Source organism: Listeria sp. MAN/IMW/UF555 (genome assembly GCF_058684075.1).
Genome location: NZ_JBZWZS010000001.1, coordinates 1,302,126 through 1,323,038, shown reverse-complemented (window position 1 = coordinate 1,323,038; position 20,913 = coordinate 1,302,126). Strand labels below are relative to the sequence as shown.

Below are 20,913 nucleotides of genomic sequence, written 5' to 3'. Positions count from 1 at the left end.
TCATCCTTTCGTTTTGCTAACAATAGAAACAATGTCGGCAAAATTTTGCGGTTTATGGCCAAATCTTCCGACGAATAAACCATCGACATTTTTTTGACGGACAATTTCTGCGGCATTTTCTTTGCTGACCGAGCCACCGTAAATAATTCTTACGAGCGTTTCATCGCCGTCTAGTTCGCGAATAATTTCGCGCAAAGCTTGATGAGCGCTTTCGATGTAGTTTGTCTCAGCTGAAGACGCCTTTCCAATTGCCCATTCCGGTTCATAAGCCAGAACAACATTTTCCCACTGTGCTAAATTAATTGTCTGAAACAGCGCCTCGATTTGTTTTTTTAGCGCATTTTTTAATTCATTTGTATCATTCGCACGGATTTTTTCACCCACACAGACAACCGGAGTGATTTTTTCGTCCAATGCGAGTTTAATCTTCTTAGCTATCTCACTTGTTTTCTCATGAAAAAGGTTTTTGCGTTCTGCGTGACCAATTTCGACATAGTTCGCGTTTAGATCAATGATAGATTCTACCGAAAATTCACCAGTTAGCGGGCCGGATTTCTCCGGCGCCATATTTTGTGGACCAAAGCCAAATGATGTCCCCGCTAAAAGGTTGGCGGTCGTTTCGAGTGTGCCCATAGAAGGAAAGATAAACGTATCCACATCAGAAAAATTTTTAAGAAGAGGGATAGTCGCTTCTACCCATTCAGATGTCTGAGCCCGAGTGTTAATATAGTTTTTCATATTAATTCCAACTAAGGGTTTACGCATAAATCAGACCGCCTTTTTTAAATTTTCTAAAATGACATTCATTAACATCCAAGACGATTCAGAGCCAGGATCAAGATGGCCGATTGCTCGTTCGCCAAGTCTTAGTGCGCGACCTTTCTTAGCAATAAGTGGGATAGTGGACTGAGCGCCAGCATGCATAGCATCTACAAATGCGGAAAAAGTTTCGATTGGATCTGCATTTGTATCTCGATTTTGAAGAACTTCCACGCCAGGCAAGAAGGCGTCCATCATCGTTTTATCACCAAGTTCGGCTTTTCCGCGATGTTGAACCGCAGCGGCCCCATTTATAATCATGCCGCAAAGCTCGTCGAAGTTAACCTCCGTTTTCCCAGGAACATCAGCGCCACATTTCATAAAGAAACTGCCGTAAAGTGGGCCAGATGCGCCGCCAACTTTTCCAAGGAGAATCATTCCGGATTTTTTAAGTAAGGTTGCAATATCGGGAGAAACAGTGAGTAATTCGTCTAATTGTTTATTCACTTCACGGAAGCCAATGCTGAGATTGATTCCGTGGTCGCCGTCTCCAATATCTGAGTCCAGTCCGGTCAAGTAATCACGTTCTTTTTCAATTAGCGCTCCCATGTCCTGTAAAACGTGGCCGAAAAAAGCGCTATCCATAACTAATTCGCTCATTTTTATTCCTCCAGTAGTAATTTAGTCCACTTTGAAATATGGTGTGTCGCACGGTGTATCCAAAAGGTCTTTCAATTCATCGTCTAAACGAACCAGTGTAATCGACATACCAATCATGTCCATCGAAGTCGCGTAGTTCCCAACAAGTGGGCTATGAATGTGTACACCTTTTTCTTTCAAAATTTCATCCACGCGGCGATAACAAATATATTGGTCCATCACTGGTAAACCGCCAAGTCCATTGATAAGTACATGTACTTCTTCGCCAGCAGTTAATTTCATTTCTTCTATAAGATAGCCCATAATTTGATCGACTACTTTATCAGCTGGTTCGATGGAAGTACGTTTGATTCCTGGTTCACCGTGGATTCCCATACCAACTTCCATTTCGCCTTCTTTCATTTCGAAAATGGCTTTACCAGTTACAGGAAGGGTAGAAGAAGAAAGCGCAACGCCCATCGAGAACGTATTAGCATTTGCTTTTTCAGCAGCTTGTTTTACCGCATCTAGGTCAAGGCCTTTTGCTGCTGCAGATGCCGCTGCTTTAAAGACAATTAAATCACCAGCCACGCCGCGACGATCTTCTACATTTTCAGCAGAGTAAATATCATCTGTTACAAGTACTGTTTCAACGCGAATACCGTCGTCCGCAGCCATTTCAGCGCCCATATCAAAGTTCATCACATCGCCAGCATAATTTCCGTACATATATAGACAACCTTTACCGCTATCAACAGCTTTTACTGCGTTATAACAAGGTTCTGGGGAAGGGGAGGTATTAATATTTCCGACTACCGCCGCATCCGCGAAATCTTTCCCAACATAACCAAGGAAAAGTGGTTCATGACCAGAACCGCCACCAACGATAATCCGCACGCGAGGTTCTTCGCTCATTTGTTTGCTTACGATTACTCGCTTATCATTTTCTGCAAAATCTACGTATTTCCCTTGTGCCGCAACATAACCAGCTAACATTTCTTCAACTGCTTCATACCCATCATTCACTAAACGTCTCATTTTTCTTCCTCCTTCATATTTTTATAAGAATAGTGATAGTAAAAATCCGCCAAGCACGCCGCCAACAACAGCTGCTGCCAAATTTACTACCGATTTAGAAAATTTACCGCCTGTTAAAAGGGAAGCTGTGAATACACCAATACCTGCTGCAACCGCCATATCTACCCAAACTGTTCCAGATTGATAGATCATTGATTTTGGAATACCATGATTAATTGTCCAAACTGTACCAACGATAAATGCTGCTGCCATCCAACCTCCGATAGCACCCCATTCATCAACCATTTTTCCCCACATCATTCGAATAGCAAAAGGGAATAAAAAGCCACCTGCAATCGTTGCTAATGCAATACCAATGCTCATTATTTACACTCCTTTTTAGACTAATTGATTTTCGTTTAAACGCTCTTCTTCTTTCATATTCATGCCAGGTTCTGTTTTTTCTTGTTTTGCTTCATGTTTTCTTGCCATATCTTTTTCAATTGCGGCTGCTACGATTCCAGCTAAAACGGCTCCAATCGCAACAAGACCAATCGTTGGAAGCGAACTTACTAACTCGCCACCACCACGCATAAAGACATCACGCATAATTCCGCAAATCCCAATTCCGACAGCCATATCAACGAACGCTGCATCTTCATCATTTTCGATTAAACCAACATGGTGATTCATAAACCACATTGGACCAATAATAATGAACGCTGCCAGATAACCTCCAAAAATACCATAATTCTCGGCCAGTGGAGTCCAAACACTCATAACAATCATACCTGCGATACAAAAACCAATCATTCCTCTAAAGAATTTCATAATAAACTCCTTTCGAAAATAGTATTGTCATGTAAAAATTAATTTACATTGTTCCCAGTTACAAAATTGCGTTTTATTACTTTTTTAATGCACATTTGTGAGTTCTTGTAGGATAGCTTCTTTGGATGGATTAACGAGAGATTGAACAGCAGCAGTAAATGCGCCTTCAACTAATGGGGCATCAATTATCGTTGTTTTTTCTAGAAGTTCAGTATCTAATAATTCAAGTGCTGTTTCGGCACTTAAGATAGCGCTTCCAATATCGCAAAAAATATAAATATGTTCAGAATTAGTGCAAGTCGCGATATTATCGGCTATCATGAGTGCATTTGTGCCAAGGCGCCCATCGCCAGTTCCGCCAGAAGAAATAATATGTACTGTATCTCCAACCATTTCAACAATCATTTCCTGGAGGCCTTCTGTGATTTTTTGACTGTGAGATACTAAAACAATACTTATCATTTGGTTACTCCTTTCTGTTTTTAATTGTGTTTAGTTGCTATTTAAATCCTAACATACTTGTTTTTTATTGTAAAGTGTTATCTTTTGTTGTGTTTTATAAAATATATTTGTGTTTTGTTATTTTTTTGGGTAATATGTATATACATAAAGAAATCATTGATAGGTAAAAGGAGGGCGAGCAGATGTTTCCATTTGAAAGACAAAACAAAATTATTCATCTACTAGACCAAAATAACAAAATAACTGTACCAGAATTAAGTCGTATCTTGGATGTCTCGATTAGCACCATCCGAAATGATTTATCTGCGTTAGAAGAAAGCGGGATGATAAAAAAAGTACACGGGGGTGCGGTACTTTTAAAAAGTGAAGAGAAATTTACTAATTTTAATGACCGAATTATTCGCAACATCGAAGAAAAAGAAGCGATTGCGAAAGAAGCGGCGACTTTAGTAAAAAACAACCAAACAATTATCCTTGACGCCAGTTCAACGGCGCTTGCACTAGCAAAAGAGTTACATGGTTTTTCAAGACTGACTGTCATAACAAGCGGACTTTATACGGCAATCGAACTAAAAGACAACCCGAATATTAGCGTCATTTTAACTGGCGGGATTGTAACAACGAACTCTTTCACACTCGAAGGGATTCTTGGCGCAAATTTAATTGAAAATATCCACGCCGATTTATGTTTTATGTCAGCGAAAGGTTTTACAATGGAAGAAGGCTTAACCGATTTCAACATTTATGAAACCGAACTAAAACGACTTCTTGCAAAAAGAACCAATAAACTGGTTGCGCTTCTAGATCATACAAAAATGGGCGTAATCTCCACCGCAAGCATTACAACAGCAGAAAACATCGATTTACTAATTACGGATAACAAGATAAATAAAGCATTATATAAAAAATTCCAAGATGCAGGACTTCCGGTCAAAATTGCGGAATAAAATAGAAATTGAAACTCTTTGGGCGACAATTGGTTCAAAGAGATTTTTTTTGATAGGAGATTGAAATGGATTATATTATTACAACTGATTTACCAAATGCGGAGGAATTTGTTAAACTTCGAGTGGATGCTGGTCTTAGTTTTCGATCTATTGAAGTATCACGTCAGGCTCTGTTGAAGAGTGTGTTTTTTGTGGGGCTACGTTCGAAGGGAGACGATGCACTTATTGGAATGGGACGGCTCGTTGGTGATGGAATTATGTTTATCGTTTCTGATATAGCAGTACTTCCGGAATTTCAAGGTAAGGGTTATGGAAAACTAATTATGACCCATATTAAAAATTATATTGATTCAAATTTAGATAAAACTGCTTGTGTTACATTACTTGCCGATGTACCAGCTGATGGTTTATACAAACAATTTGGCTTTCGGGAGTCAGCACCAGCTTCAATCGGAATGATTTACCAAATGAAATGAAAACAGCTTGAGGGTGTCCTCGAGCTGTTTTTTATGTTTCTGCTGATAAGAAAATGGGAACTAGATACTATTAAACTTTTTTGTCAGGGGGAGCAAGATGAAATCCAAAGGGAGACTGTTTTTGTACGTTGTTTTGGCGTTGTCGATTGTTATTGGGACGAATGTATTTATAAAAATAGACGCATACGCAGCCGCTGCACCGCCAGCTGCAATCAGTCAGATTTTTCCAGATGATGCTTTAGCGAAAGAAATTCAAACTGCACTCGGAAAGTCTAGTACAGCAGAGGTTGTCACACAAACAGATTTAGATACTATTAATTCATTAACCCTTACATCTAAAGGTATCAGCTCCATAGAAGGTATGAACTACTTGACCAATTTAGAAACTTTAATTTTATCAAGTAATCAAGTAAGCGATATTTCGCCACTGAAGGGATTAACTAACTTGACCAAGCTTCAGCTAAGTGGAAATCCGATTAGCGACATTAGCGCACTTAGTAACTTAAAAAACTTACAAGCTCTAGATATTAACGACGCGCAAATTACTGACATCACGCCACTGAGCGGTTTAACAAATCTAAAGGGTTTAGGCTTATATAATAATCAATTGGATAACCTTAGTGGAGTAAACAATTTACAACAACTCCGCTCCTTAAATGTTAGTAATAATAAGCTTACAAACCTAGATGAGCTACAAGCGCTAAGCAATTTAGGCGTTCTATACGCAAATGGAAACCAAATTAACAATCTTCAGGGGCTAAGTACTTTAAAAAATCTGTTCTTGCTTGATTTATCAACGAACCAAATTGTGGATACTACTCCACTCGCCGGCTTAACCAATGTACAAACACTATACTTATCAAACAATCAAATTAGTGATGTAACTGGTCTTTCGAGTTTAATAAATTTAGATTGGCTCGATATAAGTCAAAATAAAATTAGTAATATTAGACCTTTAAACAGTTTAACAAAGCTAACAATTATTCAAATGACCAATCAATTAATCGTAAACGAACCAATAAGTTTCGAAAGCACCATAACTATTCCTAATTTAATAAAAAACATTGCGGAACAAACGATTGACCCAGATACGATTAGCGATAGCGGTGTGTATGCGAATGGATCAGTTACGTGGAATTTACCTACTTATATTCCAAAAGTCAGCTATACTTTTATTGAACGTGATACGGTTGGGAATGCAACTGGTAATTTCAGTGGGACTGTAGAACAACCATTAGTGCAATATTTTAAAGCGACTTTCAATATTGAAGGGCAAGAAACAACGGAAAATGTCGAAACAGGGACGCTATTACAAGAACCACCAACACCAGTCAAAGAGGGTTATACTTTTAACGGATGGTATGATGCTGAAACAGGTGGAACAAAATGGGATTTTACAGCCGATACGATGCCAGCAAATGATATAACCTTGTATGCCCAGTTTAGTATTAATAGTTATACCGCGACTTTTGATGTAGATGGCGTCACTTCTACTCAAACTGTAGACTATCAAGGCTTACTGGAAGAGCCCCCAGCACCAACTAAGGAAGGTTATACATTTAAAGGCTGGTATGATGCCAAATCTGGTGGAACAAAATGGGATTTCACAAACAATCAAATGCCAGCGAAAGACATAACTTTATATGCCCAGTTTAGTATTAATAGTTATACCGCAACTTTTGATGTAGATGGCGTTATTTCTACTCAAACGGTAGACTATCAAGGCTTACTGGAAGAGCCCCCAGCACCAACTAAGGAAGGTTATACATTTAAAGGCTGGTATGATGCCAAAACTGGCGGAACAAAATGGGATTTCACAAACAATCAAATGCCAGCAAAAGACATAACCTTGTATGCCCAGTTTAGTAAAGATGCAGCTCCTGGGGGAGGAACCGATGAAGGCGGAGGTAACTCTGGAAATAGTACAGATGGAACTACTAATACGGATACTATAAACCACATCGTACTACCAGCAACAGGAGATCATCGTGTACTTTTTCCAATTTTTATTGGGACATTTCTAACGGGTTTAGCATTCTTTACACTTAGAAGAAAATAAATGAAAAAGCAGCTGCATGACGCAGCTGCTTTTTTTGAAACTTATTTTTTCAATTCTCGTTCCATCTGCAAACGTTGTACTTTCATCGTTGCAGTGCGCGGAATCTCATCATATTTCATCACAATTGGCTCATTCATATGTGGTAGATCAGAAACTGCGTCCCACCATGCATCCCAGTTCATTTCTTTATCATCATGAACAGCGATAATTGGTTGCGGGCTGCCGTTTTCACCGCGGATAATAACGACTTCATCGAGGAAAGTAAGCGTATCAAGCAGTTTATCTTCAATCGCAAGTGTGCTATCGATCGTTTCGACTAAATCAACTTGACGATCTTGCAAGAATAAGCGGCCTTGCTCATCTTTCATACCGTAGTCACCGCTGTCCCACCAAGGTCCATACACATTTTCTTCAAAACGAGCTTCTTCTTTGTAATAAGTAAGGGCGCGACCTTTAGACAGCATTTGGATATTACCGCTAACTCCGGGTGCAACTGGATTACCGTCTTGGTCCACAATCCGAACCTCGGTTAAACCTGGTACACCAATTCCCATATCACGCGCATTTAACGTTTCGATGGATTGCAGTGTATGGCCACGTAAAATCATTGGACCACATTCACTTTGCCCATAAATTTGTAAGAAAATTGGTTTTTTATATTCAGAAGTACGAAGGAAAACCGCCATTGTTTCTTTGTTAATCGCATCAAATGTAGAATGATAAAATTTAATGCTTTGGAAAACATCTGGTTTTTCACGAGCAAGGGAAGCCCATTGTACAAAATGGTTTGGATGGGTTTCAAGCACGTATGGTTTATATTCGCGTAGTACTTTTTCAATATTTGTTTTAGAAGGATTTGCGATTGGTAATAATGGGAAACCAAGTGACATCAAGGAAGAAACTCCAATATTAAAACGAGAATGAACAGGTGAAATATGGAAAGCCACCAGTCCTCTCGGTTTGATGAAATTAAGAATGCGTCTTTGGTATTTCGTTCTCCAGCCCATTGAATTAGCGGAGTGCGCAATTAATTTTGGCACGCCAGTTGTTCCAGATGTGTGGGTCATATAAGCAATCATATCTTTTGGTAATTCCTCTTGCTCACAAGTATAGCCATCTAATGGGGCTTTGAATAATTGTTCAGCGTTGATCAATCTTGAGTCCGGCAAATTGTTTAACTGATGGCTTTTCTCAGAAGTCTCAGAATCAAAAAGCAACCAGGGTTGATCAAGGCGATTAACAAAAATATCAATAGTGGATGCTGGAAGATGAGGCGAAACCATAATTGGCACAGCACCAATATAAGAAATCGCAACTGCTAAAATATAAGAATCAAATTTGGCAGATTTATAAACGATTACTTTTTCTTCCTTACGCACACCGAATCTATGTAGATGAGCTGCTTTTTGGATGATAGCTTCTTCGCATTTTTTGTAAGTGGTGTGAAGACCTAATTCAGGAAAAGTAACAAGCTCTTCATCAAAATGGATTGGCATTTCTGGATAGCGTTCAGCAGATTTTTTGAAGTTGGTATAGAGATTAAGCGGTTCATACTTTTTTATCGTCATATGGCGATGCTCCTTTAATATTTGATGTTGTTATTATATCACTTTGTCGAAATAATGAGGAGTGGTTACTAAAAACATTTTCGTCATTTTAAAAAAATCTGTAAATTGCTTGTTTTCTTAATTCAAGAAATCCTACAGATACCCTATAAAGAAATCTCAATTAATGATATAATATGTTAATATAATCACAAACTGTTTGGCAGAAGGAAAATTTTTAAAAAAAGTGGAGGTACAAAAAATGAAAAAAAGGTTAGCTACAACTCTCATCATGCTACTATCACTTGCATTAATCATCGCAGGTTGTGGCAGTAACAACACAAGTAAAAGTGACTCGGCGAAAACGAAAGAAAAAGAAAAAACAGAAGTAACATCAGGGGCGTCGAAAACAAGTTATACAGACCCATCTGAATTAAAAGATAAATACGATATTGTTATCGTTGGTGCAGGTGGCGCGGGAATGTCAGCAGCACTAGAAGCAAAATCTAAAGGGATGAACCCAGTAATTCTTGAAAAAATGCCACTTGCAGGCGGAAACACAATGAAAGCCTCTTCTGGTATGAATGCATCTGAAACTAAATTCCAAAAAGAACAAGGAATTAATGATAGCAATGACAAGTTTTATGAAGAAACATTAAAAGGCGGTCACGGAACAAACGATAAAGCAATGCTTCGTTTCTTCGTAGATAACTCCGCTAGTGCAATTGATTGGTTAGACTCTATGGATATTAAATTAAACAACTTAACTATCACAGGCGGAATGAGCGAAAAACGTACCCACCGTCCTGAAGATGGCTCAGCAGTTGGTAAATACTTAGTAGACGGTTTACTAAAAAATGTGCAAGAACAAAAAATTCCAGTCTTCGTTAATGCAGATGTAAAAGAAATTACACAAAAAGACGGAAAAGTAACTGGTGTTAAAGTAAAATTAAACAATAAAGACGAAAAAACAATTAGCTCGAACGCAGTAGTTGTAACAACTGGTGGTTACGGTGCTAATAAAGATATGATTGAAAAAGAACGTCCAGACTTAAAAGGATACGTAACAACGAACCAAGAAGGAAGTACTGGCGACGGTATTAAAATGATTGAAAAACTTGGCGGGACAACAGTAGATATGGACCAAATCCAAGTTCACCCAACAGTTCAACAAGATAAGTCTTACCTTATCGGTGAAGCTGTCCGCGGTGAAGGTGCGATTTTAGTTTCTCAAGAAGGTAAACGTTTTGGAAACGAACTAGATACACGTGATAACGTAACTGCTTCTATCAATAAACTACCAGAAAAATCCGCTTACCTAATATTCGATTCAGGCGTAAAAGATCGCGTAAAAGCTATCGCGCAATACGAAGAAATGGGCTTTGTTGAAGAAGGTAAAACAATTGATGAATTAGCTAGCAAAATCAACGTTCCAAAAGAAGAACTAACGAAAACATTAGACACTTGGAATGCAAGCGTTAAAAACAAAAAAGACGAAGCATTTGGTAGAACAACTGCAATGGATAATGATTTATCCAAAGCTCCATACTACGCAATCAAAATCGGCCCAGGAATTCATTACACAATGGGTGGCGTAAAAATCAATACAAATACAGAAGTTTTAGATAAAGACGGTAAACCAATCACAGGTCTATTTGCTGCAGGCGAAGTAACTGGTGGCTTACACGGGGAAAACCGTATCGGTGGGAACTCTGTCGCTGAAATCATTATTTTTGGACGTCAAGCTGGCGATAAATCAGCAGAATTTGTAAAAGCGAAGTAAAAATTTCTTAACCAATAGTTATGTGATTACTTAAAAATAAAAACTTGCTAAGACGCTTAAAATAGACGTTTTAGCAAGTTTTTTTATTGGCTAAGTAAAGCGTTAGTGTAGTACTATGGATAGGAGTTAATACTAATTTTAAAGCTTTAATAAGGAGGAGATAATATGTTGAAAATGGGTTTTATCGGAAATGGGAAAAGCACGAATAGATACCATTTACCGTTTATTTTAGAGCGCGATAATATTGAAGTGAAGACGATTTATAATCGAAATCCCAAAACAGCCACATGGGACAAAATCGAAGGGGTACATTATACAACAGATTTAGATGAGCTATTAAAAGACCCTGAAATAAAGCTAATTACCATCTCAACTACACAAAGCTCTCATTTTGAATATGCAAAAATGGTCTTGGAAAATGGCAAAAACGTACTTGTTGAAAAACCATTTATGATGACTTACGACGAAGCTAAAGAAATATTCGAACTAGCTAAAGAACGCGGTTTACTAGTACAATGCTACCAAAATCGTCGTTTCGATTCCGATTTCCTCACAGCACAAAAAGTGATTGAAAGCGGAAAATTAGGTGATTTATTGGAAGTAGAAATGCATTATGACTATTTCCGTCCAGAAATCCCAGAATCCGTCCATGAATTTAAATTCTACGATAGCTATCTTTATGGTCACGGCTGCCACACGATTGATCAAGTTTTATCTTATTTCGGAAAACCAGACGACATTCACTACGATGTGCGCCAACTGCTCGGCGAAGGACGAATGAACGATTATTTCGACCTTGATTTATATTATGGCGTAACAAAAGTTTCTGTAAAATCAAGCTACTTCCGCATAAAAGCTCGTCCAAGCTTTGTCCTATACGGCAAAAAAGGCATGTTTACAAAGGAAACAAAAGACCGCCAAGAAGAACATTTAAAACTCTTTTATATGCCAAGTAATCCGGATTTCGGGATTGACTTACCAGAACACTACGGCACGCTAACGTATGTCGATGATGCAGGAGTTTGGCACGAGGAAAAAGTTATTTCCGAAGTTGGCGATTATGGTCGCGTGTATGACGATTTATACGAAGCGATTATTAATGGAAAACCTAAACAAGTAACGGACGAAGAAACCTTACTACAAATGGAGATTTTGGAAAAAGGCGTCGAAGCTTGTAAATAAAAAATGTCCGCGAGAGGAATCTTGCGGGCGTTTTTTTAGATAAAAATGATTGGTTTCGTTCAAATAAACTATCAAAACAACCATAAAAATGAACTTTTTGCATAATACACCCATAATATTGAATGAAGTCGTTCAGCGTGATATAGTGTAATCAAACAAGTAAAGCGCTTACTTTGTTGAGAGAGGATGTGGATTATGAATATATCGAATTTAATTAATGAAAACCGAATTATTTTTGATGATCGTATTCAAACAAAACAATTATTATTTGAAAAAGCAGCTGAAGTACTAGGTGAAGAAGGGTCTATAACAAATCCAAAAAAATTTATACGTGACTTATACAAACGAGAAGAAGAAACTTCCACTGGAATTGAAGATGGTTTTGGCATCCCTCATGCAAAAAGTAAATATGTAAAAGAACCATTGATTGTTTTTGTTCATTCTGGCATTATAACTGGTTATTTTGGATTAGATGATTCACCGATTGAATGTAGTTTTCTTATTGGCGTTCCGAAAAAAGCCACAGATGTTCATTTGCAAATATTAAGTGAGCTGTCAAGGAAGTTAATGAACGAGGAATTTTGCGAAAAATTAAAAAATTCCAAAAACGAAACTGAAATTATAACAATTTTATCAAACTAAGGAGGCGTTTCACATGAAAATAGTTGGTGTTACTGCTTGTCCCACTGGTATTGCTCATACGTATATGTCTGCCGAGAAATTAACTATAACGGCAGAAGCGCTTGGTTACGAAGTGAAAATAGAGACTCAAGGAGCAAAAGTAGAAAATGTTTTAACAAAAGAAGACATCGCGACTGCTGATTATGTCATTTTGGCAGTGGATAAAGAAATAGATACATCAAGGTTCGCTGGAAAGAAAGTTAAAAAAGTATCCACTTCCAGAGCGATTAAAGAGGCTGATGTGGTTATTGAAGAAACTATCTCAGGCAAAGGGTTAATCAATTTAGAGGCGAAAAGTTCGGATGTAAGCTCTGAACAACCTTCAAAAGCAAGTTTATACAATCACTTTATGAATGGTGTTAACTATATGTTGCCATTTGTTATAGCTGGCGGGATTTTAATTGCCATTAGTTTTGCTTTTGGGATTGATGCCTCAAACCCTGACTCTGATTCGTATAACGCACTTGCAGCTGCATTTTCTAAAATTGGTGGGGATACTGCGTTTGGTTTAATGGTTCCAGCACTTGCAGCAGGGATAGCGGTTTCTGTTGCTGGTCGAGCAGGATTTGCGCCCGGACTTGTCGCAGGGACACTGGCGACTGTTGGTGGATCAGGATTTCTAGGCGGTATGATTGGTGGTAGTTTGGCTGGTTACGTGGCGCATTTCTTTGCTAATAAAGTCAATGTCACTAAATCACTTGCTTCGATTTATCAATTGATTGTTGTACCACTTTTAGGGATTACGATTGTTGGTTTGGCCATGGTATTTATTATTGATACACCAATCGCTTGGGTTTTAAATGCGCTCACGAGTTGGTTAAATGGACTTGGTGAGACATCCGGCGTTGTATTTGGTCTACTCATTGGTGTGATGATGGCAGCCGATATGGGAGGCCCAATCAATAAATCTATTTCAACCTTTTCAATTGGGTTAATGTCAGCGGGTGTAACGGCGCCGATTGCGGCTTGTATGGCTGCTGGAATGGTTCCGCCACTTGGATTAGCACTCGCAACATTATTATTTAAAAACAAATTTACAAAAGAAGAAAAAACAGCGGGGAATTCTTGTTGGGTGTTAGGTGCATCCTATATTACTGAAGGAGCAATTCCTTTCGCAGTTGCTGATCCGCTTCGGGTTATCCCGAGTTTGATGTTAGGTTCTGCAACAGCGGCTGCAATTTCGATGGGAGCAGGTGTTACTTCGATGGCGCCTCACGGTGGAATTTGGGTAATGTTCATTCCAAACGTTATTAACCATCTATTTATCTACTTACTAGCAATTGCAGCAGGTACAGTCGTGACAGCAATTTCTGTCGGACTATTAAAGACCCCGTTAAACAAGCGAAAAAATAAAGAGGAGATGATATAATGTTATATACAATGAAAGATCTTTTAGTAGTAGGAAAAGAACATCAATTTGCGGTACCAGCATTTAATATCTGTAGTTTTGATATGTTAAAGGCGATAATGGAAGAAGTGGAGGCAAATAATGCTCCTGTAATTTTAGAAATTCATCCGGATGAAATAGAGTACCTCGGTGATAACTTTGTTGCAACAGTAAGAGAATACGCACATAGAAGTAAGGTGCCGGTCGTTATTCATATGGATCACGGTGGAACAATTAAAGATGTGATGCGGGCTATTAGAAATGGCTATACTTCCGTCATGATTGACGCTTCAAGAGCTAGTTATGAAGAGAATGTCGCTTTGACAAAACAAGTGGTAGAACTTGCGCATAAAGTCGGGGTTTCTGTTGAAGCGGAACTTGGAACAATCGGGAACAATGGTTCAGCAGAAGGCGGGGCGGATACAATTATATATACTGACCCTGATCAAGCAGAAGATTTCGTACAGAGAACTGGCATTGATACGTTGGCCGTAGCGATTGGAACGGCGCATGGTTTATACCCTAAAGATAAAAAACCAGAACTGAATATGCCTCTTTTAAAAGAATTAAATAAACGCTTGGATATTCCGTTTGTACTTCATGGTGGTTCAGGAAATCCAGATAAAGAAGTCAGTGAATCAGTACAATACGGCGTTAGGAAAGTAAACCTTAGTTCAGATCTGAAAAGCGTGTTTTTTGAAGAGGTTCGCCGCGTTTTAGTGGATAATCCTGCGATGTATGAACCAAATCAAGTGTATCCATCAGCTAATGAAAAAGTAAAAGAAGTTGTAAGACATAAATTACACATTTTAAATACTACTGGTCAAGCAGATAAATACTAATAAGAAGGGTAGAAGCGCTAGTTATAGTGCTTTTGCCCTTTAAGGAGTGGAGGAACATGTTAAGCACAGCAAAAGAACGGCAACTAAAAATCGTTAACCGGCTAAAAGTGGAACAATTTATGCGGATTATTGATTTAGTGGAGCTTGTCAACTACAGCGAAGCCACTGTTAAACGGGATTTAGTAGAATTGGAAAAAGAAGGGCTTGTGAGACGAACAAGAGGCGGCGCAATGATTATCGATAATAAAAAAATCGATTTGCCTTATTTAATGAAAATGAATGAGCGAAGTAATGAAACGAGTAAAATAAGAATTGCCGATATTGCAAAATCACTGATTCGCGATGATATGGTGATTTTCTTAGACTCAAGCTCAACCTCACTGCATTTAATCGACGTTTTAAGTAAATTTGATGGCCTGCAAATTATTACTAACGGCGTCATGACGGCTTCCATGCTATCAGAATTTACAAATGCAAGAGTTAGTATTTTAGGAGGCTCGATTTTAACGAAGCGATATACGGTAAATGGCGCAAAAGCATACAATGACGCTTTAACTTATAATGCGGATATTGCTTTTGTTTCATGCCGCGGGATCGACTATGACAAAGGCGCAACAGAAACACATGAAGGTGAAGCGCTCATCAAACAAGCTTTCAGGCGCCAGTCAAGTTCGCTCGTTTTACTTGTTACAGAAGAAAAAGTAGGACACAAATTTATGCACCAAAGCTTAGCATGTCATGATATTGACTATTTAATTACGGACTTCAAACTGGACCCAGATGTAGAGGAACAGTTCAAAACCCATCAAATTACTTGTTTGTATTAATTGAAAAATGCCTTGAAATCCACATCCGATTTCAAAGCATTTTTTTCATTTTCATTTCCTTATCCATTCGCCGCACAGTAAAACCAGACACAACAATGCTAATTTCATACAGCCCAATGAGCGGAATCGTAATCATCAAATGGGATAAGATTTCTGGTGGAGCGATGAATGCAGCGATAATCAATAAGCAGAAGTAAGCATATTTCCGTGCGCGCCGCATTCCGTTTGGTGTTATCAGTGACAACCTCGTTAACAGCATAATCACCATTGGAAGTTCAAATAATACACCGAATGAAAGCACAATTTGTAGTAAAAATTGAAAATAAGTTGCGAGGCCAATCGTTGTTTCAACGCCAAGTTCGGCCGCGAATTGGAACATAAATTTTAAAATAAATGGAAAAGTAATTACATAAGAAAAAACGACACCACACAAAAAAAGTAAAAAAGTAATCGGAATATAGCGCAGGGTAATTCGTTGTTCAGATACGTGTAGCCCCGGTTTCACAAAAGCCCATAATTGATATAAAATAACCGGAAATACTAAAATAAGCCCGATAATAAATGCCATTTCAATATAGATTTGAAATGCATCGGTGACTTTAAAAACGTGTAGAATAACTTCTTTAGGTAAGTCATCTTTTTGGAGAAATAAAATTAACGGCTTGGAAACGAAAAGCCCCACAAAGAAAGCGAGAAAAAAGGATAGAAGTATGATTAATAATCTGGTTCGCAATTCTTTCAGGTGTCCAGTGAGGCTCATGGAAACTTCAGTCACGGGCGTGAATCTTCTTTTTTAGTTTCTTCTTTTGAATCATCCATCATGCCTTTTGTCGCATTTTTGAATTCGCGAAGAGTGTCTCCAGCAGCTCTACCAAGCTCTGGCAGTTTTTTTGGTCCGAAAATCACAAGGGCAGCTCCGACAATTAAAGCGATACTTCCTGGTCCGATCATTTCGATTTCCTCCATTCTTTAGTTGAAAATGATAATCATTATCAACTAATTCTAAATCGAAACCTACTGGATGTCAATCTGTTTTTCCGGTAGCAAGTTTAGTGATTACTTCTTCATCGCGAACGAGAATAGCTTCATGATTGCTAATCGGATACATTTTTAAACTTTTAGTATAGTCAGCAACTATTTTTTGCGTTATTTTTTTAAACGGAATGTTGTTGTAGTGCGGGAGTGTGCAGAAATCGACTAAGTTTAAGGCATCGTAGTTTGTTAATTGTTCGGCTTTTTTGGGGCTGTCCATCGATTGAATGTACGCAATATTAGGTGAGGTGATAACTGCTCCGGCTGATTCACCGATGTATAATTTTCCAGCAGCAATTTCTTCTAAAATTAGTTTATCTGCCCCAGTTCGCTTTAATTCCTGTAACAAAAAGAAGGTATTGCCTCCAGTAACATAAATAAAATCATTTTTTCTGAGTGTCGCAGCAATGTGGTCTAAACTTTCTGTAGCAACATCGAGTTCTACGACGAATAACCCCAACTTCTCCAGTGCTTTCTTACCAGCCTCTACATAAAAAACTACTTCTTCGACTGTACTAGCGGTCGGGATAAAAGTAACGGTTTTTCCTTGGAGATTGCTTTCAAATTCAGTAAATAATGGCACAACATCTTTAAAAGACGAGGTTAAAAATAAGTTTTTCATCATTCTAGCTCCTTTGGTTTGGTTTCTAGTTATAGTATAATGTTAAAAGGTATCAAATAGTGACACCTTTTAATATTAAAAAAGAAAAGAGATGGCGATGAATAAATCAGAACGACTAAATGATATGATGTTGTTTTTAAATGATAAAAATACGTTTCAATTAAGCGAGATAATGGCAAAATATGGCGTTTCTCGTAGTACTGCTATTCGAGACATAAAGTCTTTGGAAGAAATAGGGATGCCGATATATTCGGAACGGGGACGAAATGGTCATTATCAGGTGCTTCGTAACAGGCTACTTTCACCGATTGTCTTTAATATCGATGAGGTATTTGCGCTTTATTTTTCGATGCTTACGTTAAAGGCTTATGAAACGACACCTTTTCATTTAAGTGTGGAAAAATTAAAAACGAAATTTGAACATTGTCTTTCAGCTGAAAAAATCGAAATGCTTCGAAAAACAGAAGAAGTATTTAGTCTCGGCTATATAAAGCATAATAATCAATGTGAATTTCTAGATGTTATTTTGCAATTTACGATGGAAGAGAAAGTGTGTCAGATTAATTATGATAAAAATGGGACTGAAAAAACGTATATTGTTCAATTTTATAATATATCTTCGGCGTATGGGCAATGGTATGTGACGAGTTATAACTTTAAGGATAAACGGATGCAGGTATTTCGCTGTGATAGAATTCTTGGGCTAAAAGAAAGTGATGCTTTTGAAGCCAAGAAATTAGTGGATTTTAAAAGAGCAGCCGAAAATTTTTATAAGAAAGAAGATGCAACTAATTTTGAAGTGGAAATTACTTCAAATGGTGTTGATTTATTTTTTAAAGAAAATTATCCATCAATGAAGCTTCGACAAGAGCGAGGAAAAAATTTTATTCGTGGCTATTATAATAAAGGAGAAGAACGATTTATTATTAATTATTTACTAGGTTATGGCGATAAAATAATAGCCATTCAGCCAGATTCATTACGGGAAATGCTACTAAATGAGCTTGGTTCCTTGCAAAATCACTTTTTAAAATTATCGTTATAAAAAACTTCGATTCCATTATCGGAGTTTTTTATTTGGATGAAAACATGAAAAAATTTATTGACTTTTTTGAACATGGAGAATATGATAATGATAATCATTTTCAATTAGAAAGAGAGGTGGGTTGTGTATGGGGCAAAAGCTTCTAGGCCGATTTATGCTGCTATTAAGCGTTTTAGCAGTGGTTTTGACTATCAATTTTAGTGAAACCTTTGCTGCAGAAAAGCCGAATATTGATAAACCCGTCAAAGCATTAGAGCAAACTGAAACGGCAGTGGGAGCCCTTGATTATCCTAAAGCGAAGGAAGCTTTTCAAGAAGATAAATTATGGTGGTCAGAAAATAAACAAGTTGTTAAAGAAAAATCATATGACTTGGCCGGCCAGATAGATCGGCAAATTGCGGAAATATCGCTTGGGATTTTAAATAATGATAAACAGCAAGCGATGGAAGGGATTACTTCACTTCATAATTTGCTCAAGACCTATCAAGAGGGTACATATACGGATAACGAAGGCAATACAAACATTACTCTATCAAGCTATATTGCAAAACTGACTGCGACAAAGAAGCTGATAGATGAGAAAGAATGGGCAAAAGCATCAACCCAAATTCAAGACTTAAAAACAGAGTGGCTTGCGGTGGAAGGTGATGTGGTCAGTCAATCGCAAGCAGCTTACGATAATACCGAGCGCGATTTAATGTTGCTTGATGCGTATATTAATGATCCTACTAAACAAGCCAAAACAGCAGATGTTCTAGATGGGATGACGGAGGAGTTAAAACCTTTTGCAGATGTGACTTACACTTGGTTCGATGCTGCGCTAATTCCATTTCGCGAAGGACTTGAAGCACTTTTGATTATCGCGACACTTCTTACTTATACAAAAAGAACGAAGACACGCGCGGCGAAAAGATGGATTATCGGCGGGACTGCAGCTGGTTTGGTGGTTAGTTTGGCGCTTGGCATGGTCGTGGCGTTTTGGCTATCAGCGCTTGCCTTTGGAGATAATAATAATTTAATTAATGGTTGGGCTGGGCTGATTGCGAGTATTATGATGCTCTATGTCAGCTACTGGTTACATCGAAATTCAGATATTACTCGTTGGAATAACTACATGGAAGGAAAAAGTAATCAAGCACTCTCCAATGGAAAAATGATTTCCTTTGCATTTTTAGCATTTTTAGCGATTTTGCGGGAAGGTTTAGAAACGGTTGTTTTTCTAATTGGCATGGTTGGGCGGATGTCGAATTTTGAGCTGTTAATGGGAATTTTGGCGGGACTTGGTGTGTTGCTTATTATTGCTTTTGTGATGTTGCGATATAGCGTACATATCCCTGTGAAGCCATTCTTTATGATTTCTAGTGCGATTGTGTTTTACTTATGCTTTAAATTTATGGGGTCAGGAATTCACAGTTTGCAACTTGCTGGAGTCATTCCAACATCAGTAGAAGATTACTTGCCATCTATTCCAGCGCTAAGTATTTACCCATCTTGGTATAGCTTTTTACCACAAGTATTACTCGTTATTTTTGGATTAATTATTTTAATAAAACAACAAATTAAAAAAAGAGCGGATTCTAAAAAGGAATTCGCACAAGGGGGAAAATCATGAAAAAATGGATTATTGTTATGTTGACTATTTTAACAGCAGTATTAGTTGTTGGTTGCGGTGGAACAGGTACAGAAGATAAGGCAGAAACAAAAAAGGAAACAACAAAAGAAAGTAAGCAAGCAAATGCGGTCAAAAAAGAAGTAAAAGAAATGAAATCAAACTTGGATGACGTGAAAAAAGCCATTGCGGACAAAGACAAGAGCGCGCTTCAATCTAGTGCAGCTGAACTACATAAACATTGGTTAGAATTTGAAAACAATGTCCGTGACTTGTATCCATTACAATATACAGATGTCGAAAAATATGAAACACCAATTTTCTATGAATCAAAAAATGATAGCCCGAATTTTGATAAATTAAATGACAATGCGACTGGACTTGACGCATCGCTAGATACACTTGCAAAAGCCAAAGAAACAAAAGCAAAAACTTCCGAAGTGCTTGATAAAGCGGTAGATAATTATTATAAATATGTAACAAATCAAGTAGATGAATTCGTTGCACAAACTGAAATCTTCACGAATGCCGTGAAATCTGGTGATATTGAAAAAGCAAAAGCTACCTATGTTTCGCCACGCTTGAATTATGAACGCATTGAACCAATTGCAGAAAGCTTTGGCGACCTAGATCCAAAAATCGATGCACGTATTAACGATGTGGAAAATGAAGCAGACTGGACTGGTTTCCACGTTATTGAACGCGCGCTTTGGGAAAAGAAATCACTTGATGGCATGGACGTTTACGCGGATAAACTTTTAACAGATGCAAAGGCGCTTCAAGCGGAAGTGAAAAACTTGAAATTAGAGCCAAAACCAATGGTCGCAGGTGCGATGGAATTACTGAATGAAGCCGCAACAACGAAGATTACTGGGGAAGAAGAAGCATACTCTCACACGGATTTAGACGATTTAAATGCGAATGTGGAAGGTTCAAAAGTAGTCTACCAAGCGATTATTCCAGCTTTAAATGCTCAAGATAAAGACTTAGCTGACCAAATTGATGCAGCTTTCAACAAAATGGAAGACACATTAGCGAACTACAAAAATGGTGATTCATTCGTACTCTATACAACGCTTACGAAAGACCAAATTCGTGAAATCAGTGACCAATTGAGCCATCTTTCCGAATTAATGGCACAAACAGGTAAAATTTTCTAAGCATAGAAA

At 38.0% G+C, this 20,913-nt stretch carries 22 protein-coding genes; 12 read left to right on the top strand and 10 right to left on the bottom strand.

The genetic code is table 11. The features are described from left to right. The 6 genes from AC4PG8_RS06605 to dhaM2 all read right to left on the bottom strand — a co-directional run bounded on the left by AC4PG8_RS06605 (position 1) and on the right by dhaM2 (position 3,708). On the bottom strand, positions 1 to 765 hold the full coding sequence (locus AC4PG8_RS06605) for a triose-phosphate isomerase (protein WP_492170183.1): 765 nt from the start codon (positions 763 to 765) through the stop codon (positions 1 to 3). Between the two features lie 3 nt (positions 766 to 768). Further along, positions 769 to 1,419 (bottom strand): dihydroxyacetone kinase ADP-binding subunit DhaL2, encoded by a 651-nt coding sequence (dhaL2, locus tag AC4PG8_RS06600; protein WP_003770292.1) that lies wholly within the window; start codon positions 1,417 to 1,419, stop codon positions 769 to 771. 21 nt (positions 1,420 to 1,440) lie between these two features. Further along, positions 1,441 to 2,436: a dihydroxyacetone kinase subunit DhaK2 gene (dhaK2, locus tag AC4PG8_RS06595; RefSeq protein ID WP_003770294.1), complete on the bottom strand. Its 996-nt coding sequence runs from the start codon at positions 2,434 to 2,436 to the stop codon at positions 1,441 to 1,443. 21 nt (positions 2,437 to 2,457) lie between these two features. Next, positions 2,458 to 2,799 carry a Lin0368 family putative glycerol transporter subunit gene (locus AC4PG8_RS06590; RefSeq protein WP_003729093.1) on the bottom strand — a complete coding sequence of 114 codons (342 nt, stop codon included), beginning with the start codon at positions 2,797 to 2,799 and terminating at the stop codon, positions 2,458 to 2,460. Positions 2,800 to 2,814: 15 nt separating this feature from the next. Continuing rightward, entirely contained in the window at positions 2,815 to 3,246 is a 432-nt protein-coding gene (locus AC4PG8_RS06585) for a Lin0368 family putative glycerol transporter subunit (RefSeq protein ID WP_003735498.1), read from the bottom strand. 84 nt (positions 3,247 to 3,330) lie between these two features. Next, a complete protein-coding gene (dhaM2, locus tag AC4PG8_RS06580; RefSeq protein WP_003770298.1) occupies positions 3,331 to 3,708 on the bottom strand; it encodes a dihydroxyacetone kinase phosphoryl donor subunit DhaM2 in 378 nt (125 codons plus the stop codon). A gap of 182 nt (positions 3,709 to 3,890) precedes the next feature. Between dhaM2 and AC4PG8_RS06575 the strand changes: the two genes are divergently transcribed. The 3 genes from AC4PG8_RS06575 (at position 3,891) to AC4PG8_RS06565 (ending at position 7,190) form a co-directional block, all read left to right on the top strand. Next, positions 3,891 to 4,655 carry a DeoR/GlpR family DNA-binding transcription regulator gene (locus tag AC4PG8_RS06575; RefSeq protein WP_003765236.1) on the top strand — a complete coding sequence of 255 codons (765 nt, stop codon included), beginning with the start codon at positions 3,891 to 3,893 and terminating at the stop codon, positions 4,653 to 4,655. 65 nt (positions 4,656 to 4,720) lie between these two features. Beyond that, positions 4,721 to 5,131 (top strand): GNAT family N-acetyltransferase, encoded by a 411-nt coding sequence (locus AC4PG8_RS06570; protein ID WP_070752692.1) that lies wholly within the window; start codon positions 4,721 to 4,723, stop codon positions 5,129 to 5,131. Positions 5,132 to 5,228: 97 nt separating this feature from the next. Then, entirely contained in the window at positions 5,229 to 7,190 is a 1,962-nt protein-coding gene (locus tag AC4PG8_RS06565; protein WP_492170182.1) for an InlB B-repeat-containing protein, read from the top strand. Positions 7,191 to 7,231: 41 nt separating this feature from the next. Here the strand turns inward: AC4PG8_RS06565 and AC4PG8_RS06560 are convergent, their stop codons facing one another. Continuing rightward, positions 7,232 to 8,758 carry a class I adenylate-forming enzyme family protein gene (locus AC4PG8_RS06560; protein WP_010990362.1) on the bottom strand — a complete coding sequence of 509 codons (1,527 nt, stop codon included), beginning with the start codon at positions 8,756 to 8,758 and terminating at the stop codon, positions 7,232 to 7,234. 238 nt (positions 8,759 to 8,996) lie between these two features. Between AC4PG8_RS06560 and AC4PG8_RS06555 the strand changes: the two genes are divergently transcribed. The 6 genes from AC4PG8_RS06555 (at position 8,997) to AC4PG8_RS06530 (ending at position 15,436) form a co-directional block, all read left to right on the top strand. Next, positions 8,997 to 10,517, top strand: a complete 1,521-nt coding sequence (locus tag AC4PG8_RS06555) for a flavocytochrome c (protein WP_033533463.1) — start codon at positions 8,997 to 8,999, stop codon at positions 10,515 to 10,517. 165 nt (positions 10,518 to 10,682) lie between these two features. After that, positions 10,683 to 11,699 (top strand): oxidoreductase, encoded by a 1,017-nt coding sequence (locus tag AC4PG8_RS06550; RefSeq protein WP_003760289.1) that lies wholly within the window; start codon positions 10,683 to 10,685, stop codon positions 11,697 to 11,699. Positions 11,700 to 11,894: 195 nt separating this feature from the next. Continuing rightward, a complete protein-coding gene (locus tag AC4PG8_RS06545) occupies positions 11,895 to 12,341 on the top strand; it encodes a PTS sugar transporter subunit IIA (protein WP_492170181.1) in 447 nt (148 codons plus the stop codon). A gap of 13 nt (positions 12,342 to 12,354) precedes the next feature. Beyond that, positions 12,355 to 13,749, top strand: a complete 1,395-nt coding sequence (locus AC4PG8_RS06540) for a PTS fructose transporter subunit IIC (protein WP_492170180.1) — start codon at positions 12,355 to 12,357, stop codon at positions 13,747 to 13,749. Then, positions 13,749 to 14,609, top strand: coding sequence for a ketose-bisphosphate aldolase (locus AC4PG8_RS06535; RefSeq protein WP_492170179.1), 861 nt, complete (start codon positions 13,749 to 13,751; stop codon positions 14,607 to 14,609). Before AC4PG8_RS06540 ends, AC4PG8_RS06535 begins: the two co-directional genes overlap by 1 nt. 56 nt (positions 14,610 to 14,665) lie before the next feature. Beyond that, positions 14,666 to 15,436: a DeoR/GlpR family DNA-binding transcription regulator gene (locus AC4PG8_RS06530; RefSeq protein ID WP_003724291.1), complete on the top strand. Its 771-nt coding sequence runs from the start codon at positions 14,666 to 14,668 to the stop codon at positions 15,434 to 15,436. Positions 15,437 to 15,467: 31 nt separating this feature from the next. Here the strand turns inward: AC4PG8_RS06530 and tatC are convergent, their stop codons facing one another. The 3 genes from tatC to AC4PG8_RS06515 form a co-directional block, all read right to left on the bottom strand. Next, positions 15,468 to 16,211, bottom strand: a complete 744-nt coding sequence (gene tatC, locus AC4PG8_RS06525) for a twin-arginine translocase subunit TatC (protein ID WP_492170178.1) — start codon at positions 16,209 to 16,211, stop codon at positions 15,468 to 15,470. Further along, entirely contained in the window at positions 16,208 to 16,387 is a 180-nt protein-coding gene (gene tatA / locus AC4PG8_RS06520) for a Sec-independent protein translocase subunit TatA (protein WP_003760298.1), read from the bottom strand. The genes tatC and tatA overlap by 4 nt, the downstream gene beginning before the upstream one ends. Before the next feature lie 73 nt (positions 16,388 to 16,460). Continuing rightward, positions 16,461 to 17,090 carry a peptidase E gene (locus AC4PG8_RS06515; protein WP_492170177.1) on the bottom strand — a complete coding sequence of 210 codons (630 nt, stop codon included), beginning with the start codon at positions 17,088 to 17,090 and terminating at the stop codon, positions 16,461 to 16,463. Between the two features lie 97 nt (positions 17,091 to 17,187). Between AC4PG8_RS06515 and AC4PG8_RS06510 the strand changes: the two genes are divergently transcribed. The 3 genes from AC4PG8_RS06510 (at position 17,188) to efeO (ending at position 20,904) form a co-directional block, all read left to right on the top strand. Continuing rightward, complete coding sequence (locus AC4PG8_RS06510; protein WP_492170176.1) at positions 17,188 to 18,135, top strand: helix-turn-helix transcriptional regulator; 948 nt, start codon at positions 17,188 to 17,190, stop codon at positions 18,133 to 18,135. A 127-nt stretch (positions 18,136 to 18,262) separates the two neighbouring features. Further along, entirely contained in the window at positions 18,263 to 19,747 is a 1,485-nt protein-coding gene (locus tag AC4PG8_RS06505) for an FTR1 family iron permease (RefSeq protein WP_185540499.1), read from the top strand. Beyond that, complete coding sequence (gene efeO, locus AC4PG8_RS06500; protein ID WP_185540497.1) at positions 19,744 to 20,904, top strand: iron uptake system protein EfeO; 1,161 nt, start codon at positions 19,744 to 19,746, stop codon at positions 20,902 to 20,904. The genes AC4PG8_RS06505 and efeO overlap by 4 nt, the downstream gene beginning before the upstream one ends. The last annotated feature ends 9 nt before the right edge of the window (positions 20,905 to 20,913 follow it).

Excerpts from the sequence above, each read along its gene's own strand:
- AC4PG8_RS06605 (WP_492170183.1), bottom strand. The coding sequence starts at position 765 with ATGCGTAAACCCTTAGTTGGAATTAATATGAAAAACTATATTAACACT.
- dhaL2 (WP_003770292.1), bottom strand. The coding sequence starts at position 1,419 with ATGAGCGAATTAGTTATGGATAGCGCTTTTTTCGGCCACGTTTTACAG.
- dhaK2 (WP_003770294.1), bottom strand. The coding sequence starts at position 2,436 with ATGAGACGTTTAGTGAATGATGGGTATGAAGCAGTTGAAGAAATGTTA.
- AC4PG8_RS06590 (WP_003729093.1), bottom strand. The coding sequence starts at position 2,799 with ATGAGCATTGGTATTGCATTAGCAACGATTGCAGGTGGCTTTTTATTC.
- AC4PG8_RS06585 (WP_003735498.1), bottom strand. The coding sequence starts at position 3,246 with ATGAAATTCTTTAGAGGAATGATTGGTTTTTGTATCGCAGGTATGATT.
- dhaM2 (WP_003770298.1), bottom strand. The coding sequence starts at position 3,708 with ATGATAAGTATTGTTTTAGTATCTCACAGTCAAAAAATCACAGAAGGC.
- AC4PG8_RS06575 (WP_003765236.1), top strand. The coding sequence starts at position 3,891 with ATGTTTCCATTTGAAAGACAAAACAAAATTATTCATCTACTAGACCAA.
- AC4PG8_RS06570 (WP_070752692.1), top strand. The coding sequence starts at position 4,721 with ATGGATTATATTATTACAACTGATTTACCAAATGCGGAGGAATTTGTT.
- AC4PG8_RS06565 (WP_492170182.1), top strand. The coding sequence starts at position 5,229 with ATGAAATCCAAAGGGAGACTGTTTTTGTACGTTGTTTTGGCGTTGTCG.
- AC4PG8_RS06560 (WP_010990362.1), bottom strand. The coding sequence starts at position 8,758 with ATGACGATAAAAAAGTATGAACCGCTTAATCTCTATACCAACTTCAAA.
- AC4PG8_RS06555 (WP_033533463.1), top strand. The coding sequence starts at position 8,997 with ATGAAAAAAAGGTTAGCTACAACTCTCATCATGCTACTATCACTTGCA.
- AC4PG8_RS06550 (WP_003760289.1), top strand. The coding sequence starts at position 10,683 with ATGTTGAAAATGGGTTTTATCGGAAATGGGAAAAGCACGAATAGATAC.
- AC4PG8_RS06545 (WP_492170181.1), top strand. The coding sequence starts at position 11,895 with ATGAATATATCGAATTTAATTAATGAAAACCGAATTATTTTTGATGAT.
- AC4PG8_RS06540 (WP_492170180.1), top strand. The coding sequence starts at position 12,355 with ATGAAAATAGTTGGTGTTACTGCTTGTCCCACTGGTATTGCTCATACG.
- AC4PG8_RS06535 (WP_492170179.1), top strand. The coding sequence starts at position 13,749 with ATGTTATATACAATGAAAGATCTTTTAGTAGTAGGAAAAGAACATCAA.
- AC4PG8_RS06530 (WP_003724291.1), top strand. The coding sequence starts at position 14,666 with ATGTTAAGCACAGCAAAAGAACGGCAACTAAAAATCGTTAACCGGCTA.
- tatA (WP_003760298.1), bottom strand. The coding sequence starts at position 16,387 with ATGATCGGACCAGGAAGTATCGCTTTAATTGTCGGAGCTGCCCTTGTG.
- AC4PG8_RS06515 (WP_492170177.1), bottom strand. The coding sequence starts at position 17,090 with ATGAAAAACTTATTTTTAACCTCGTCTTTTAAAGATGTTGTGCCATTA.
- AC4PG8_RS06510 (WP_492170176.1), top strand. The coding sequence starts at position 17,188 with ATGAATAAATCAGAACGACTAAATGATATGATGTTGTTTTTAAATGAT.
- AC4PG8_RS06505 (WP_185540499.1), top strand. The coding sequence starts at position 18,263 with ATGGGGCAAAAGCTTCTAGGCCGATTTATGCTGCTATTAAGCGTTTTA.
- efeO (WP_185540497.1), top strand. The coding sequence starts at position 19,744 with ATGAAAAAATGGATTATTGTTATGTTGACTATTTTAACAGCAGTATTA.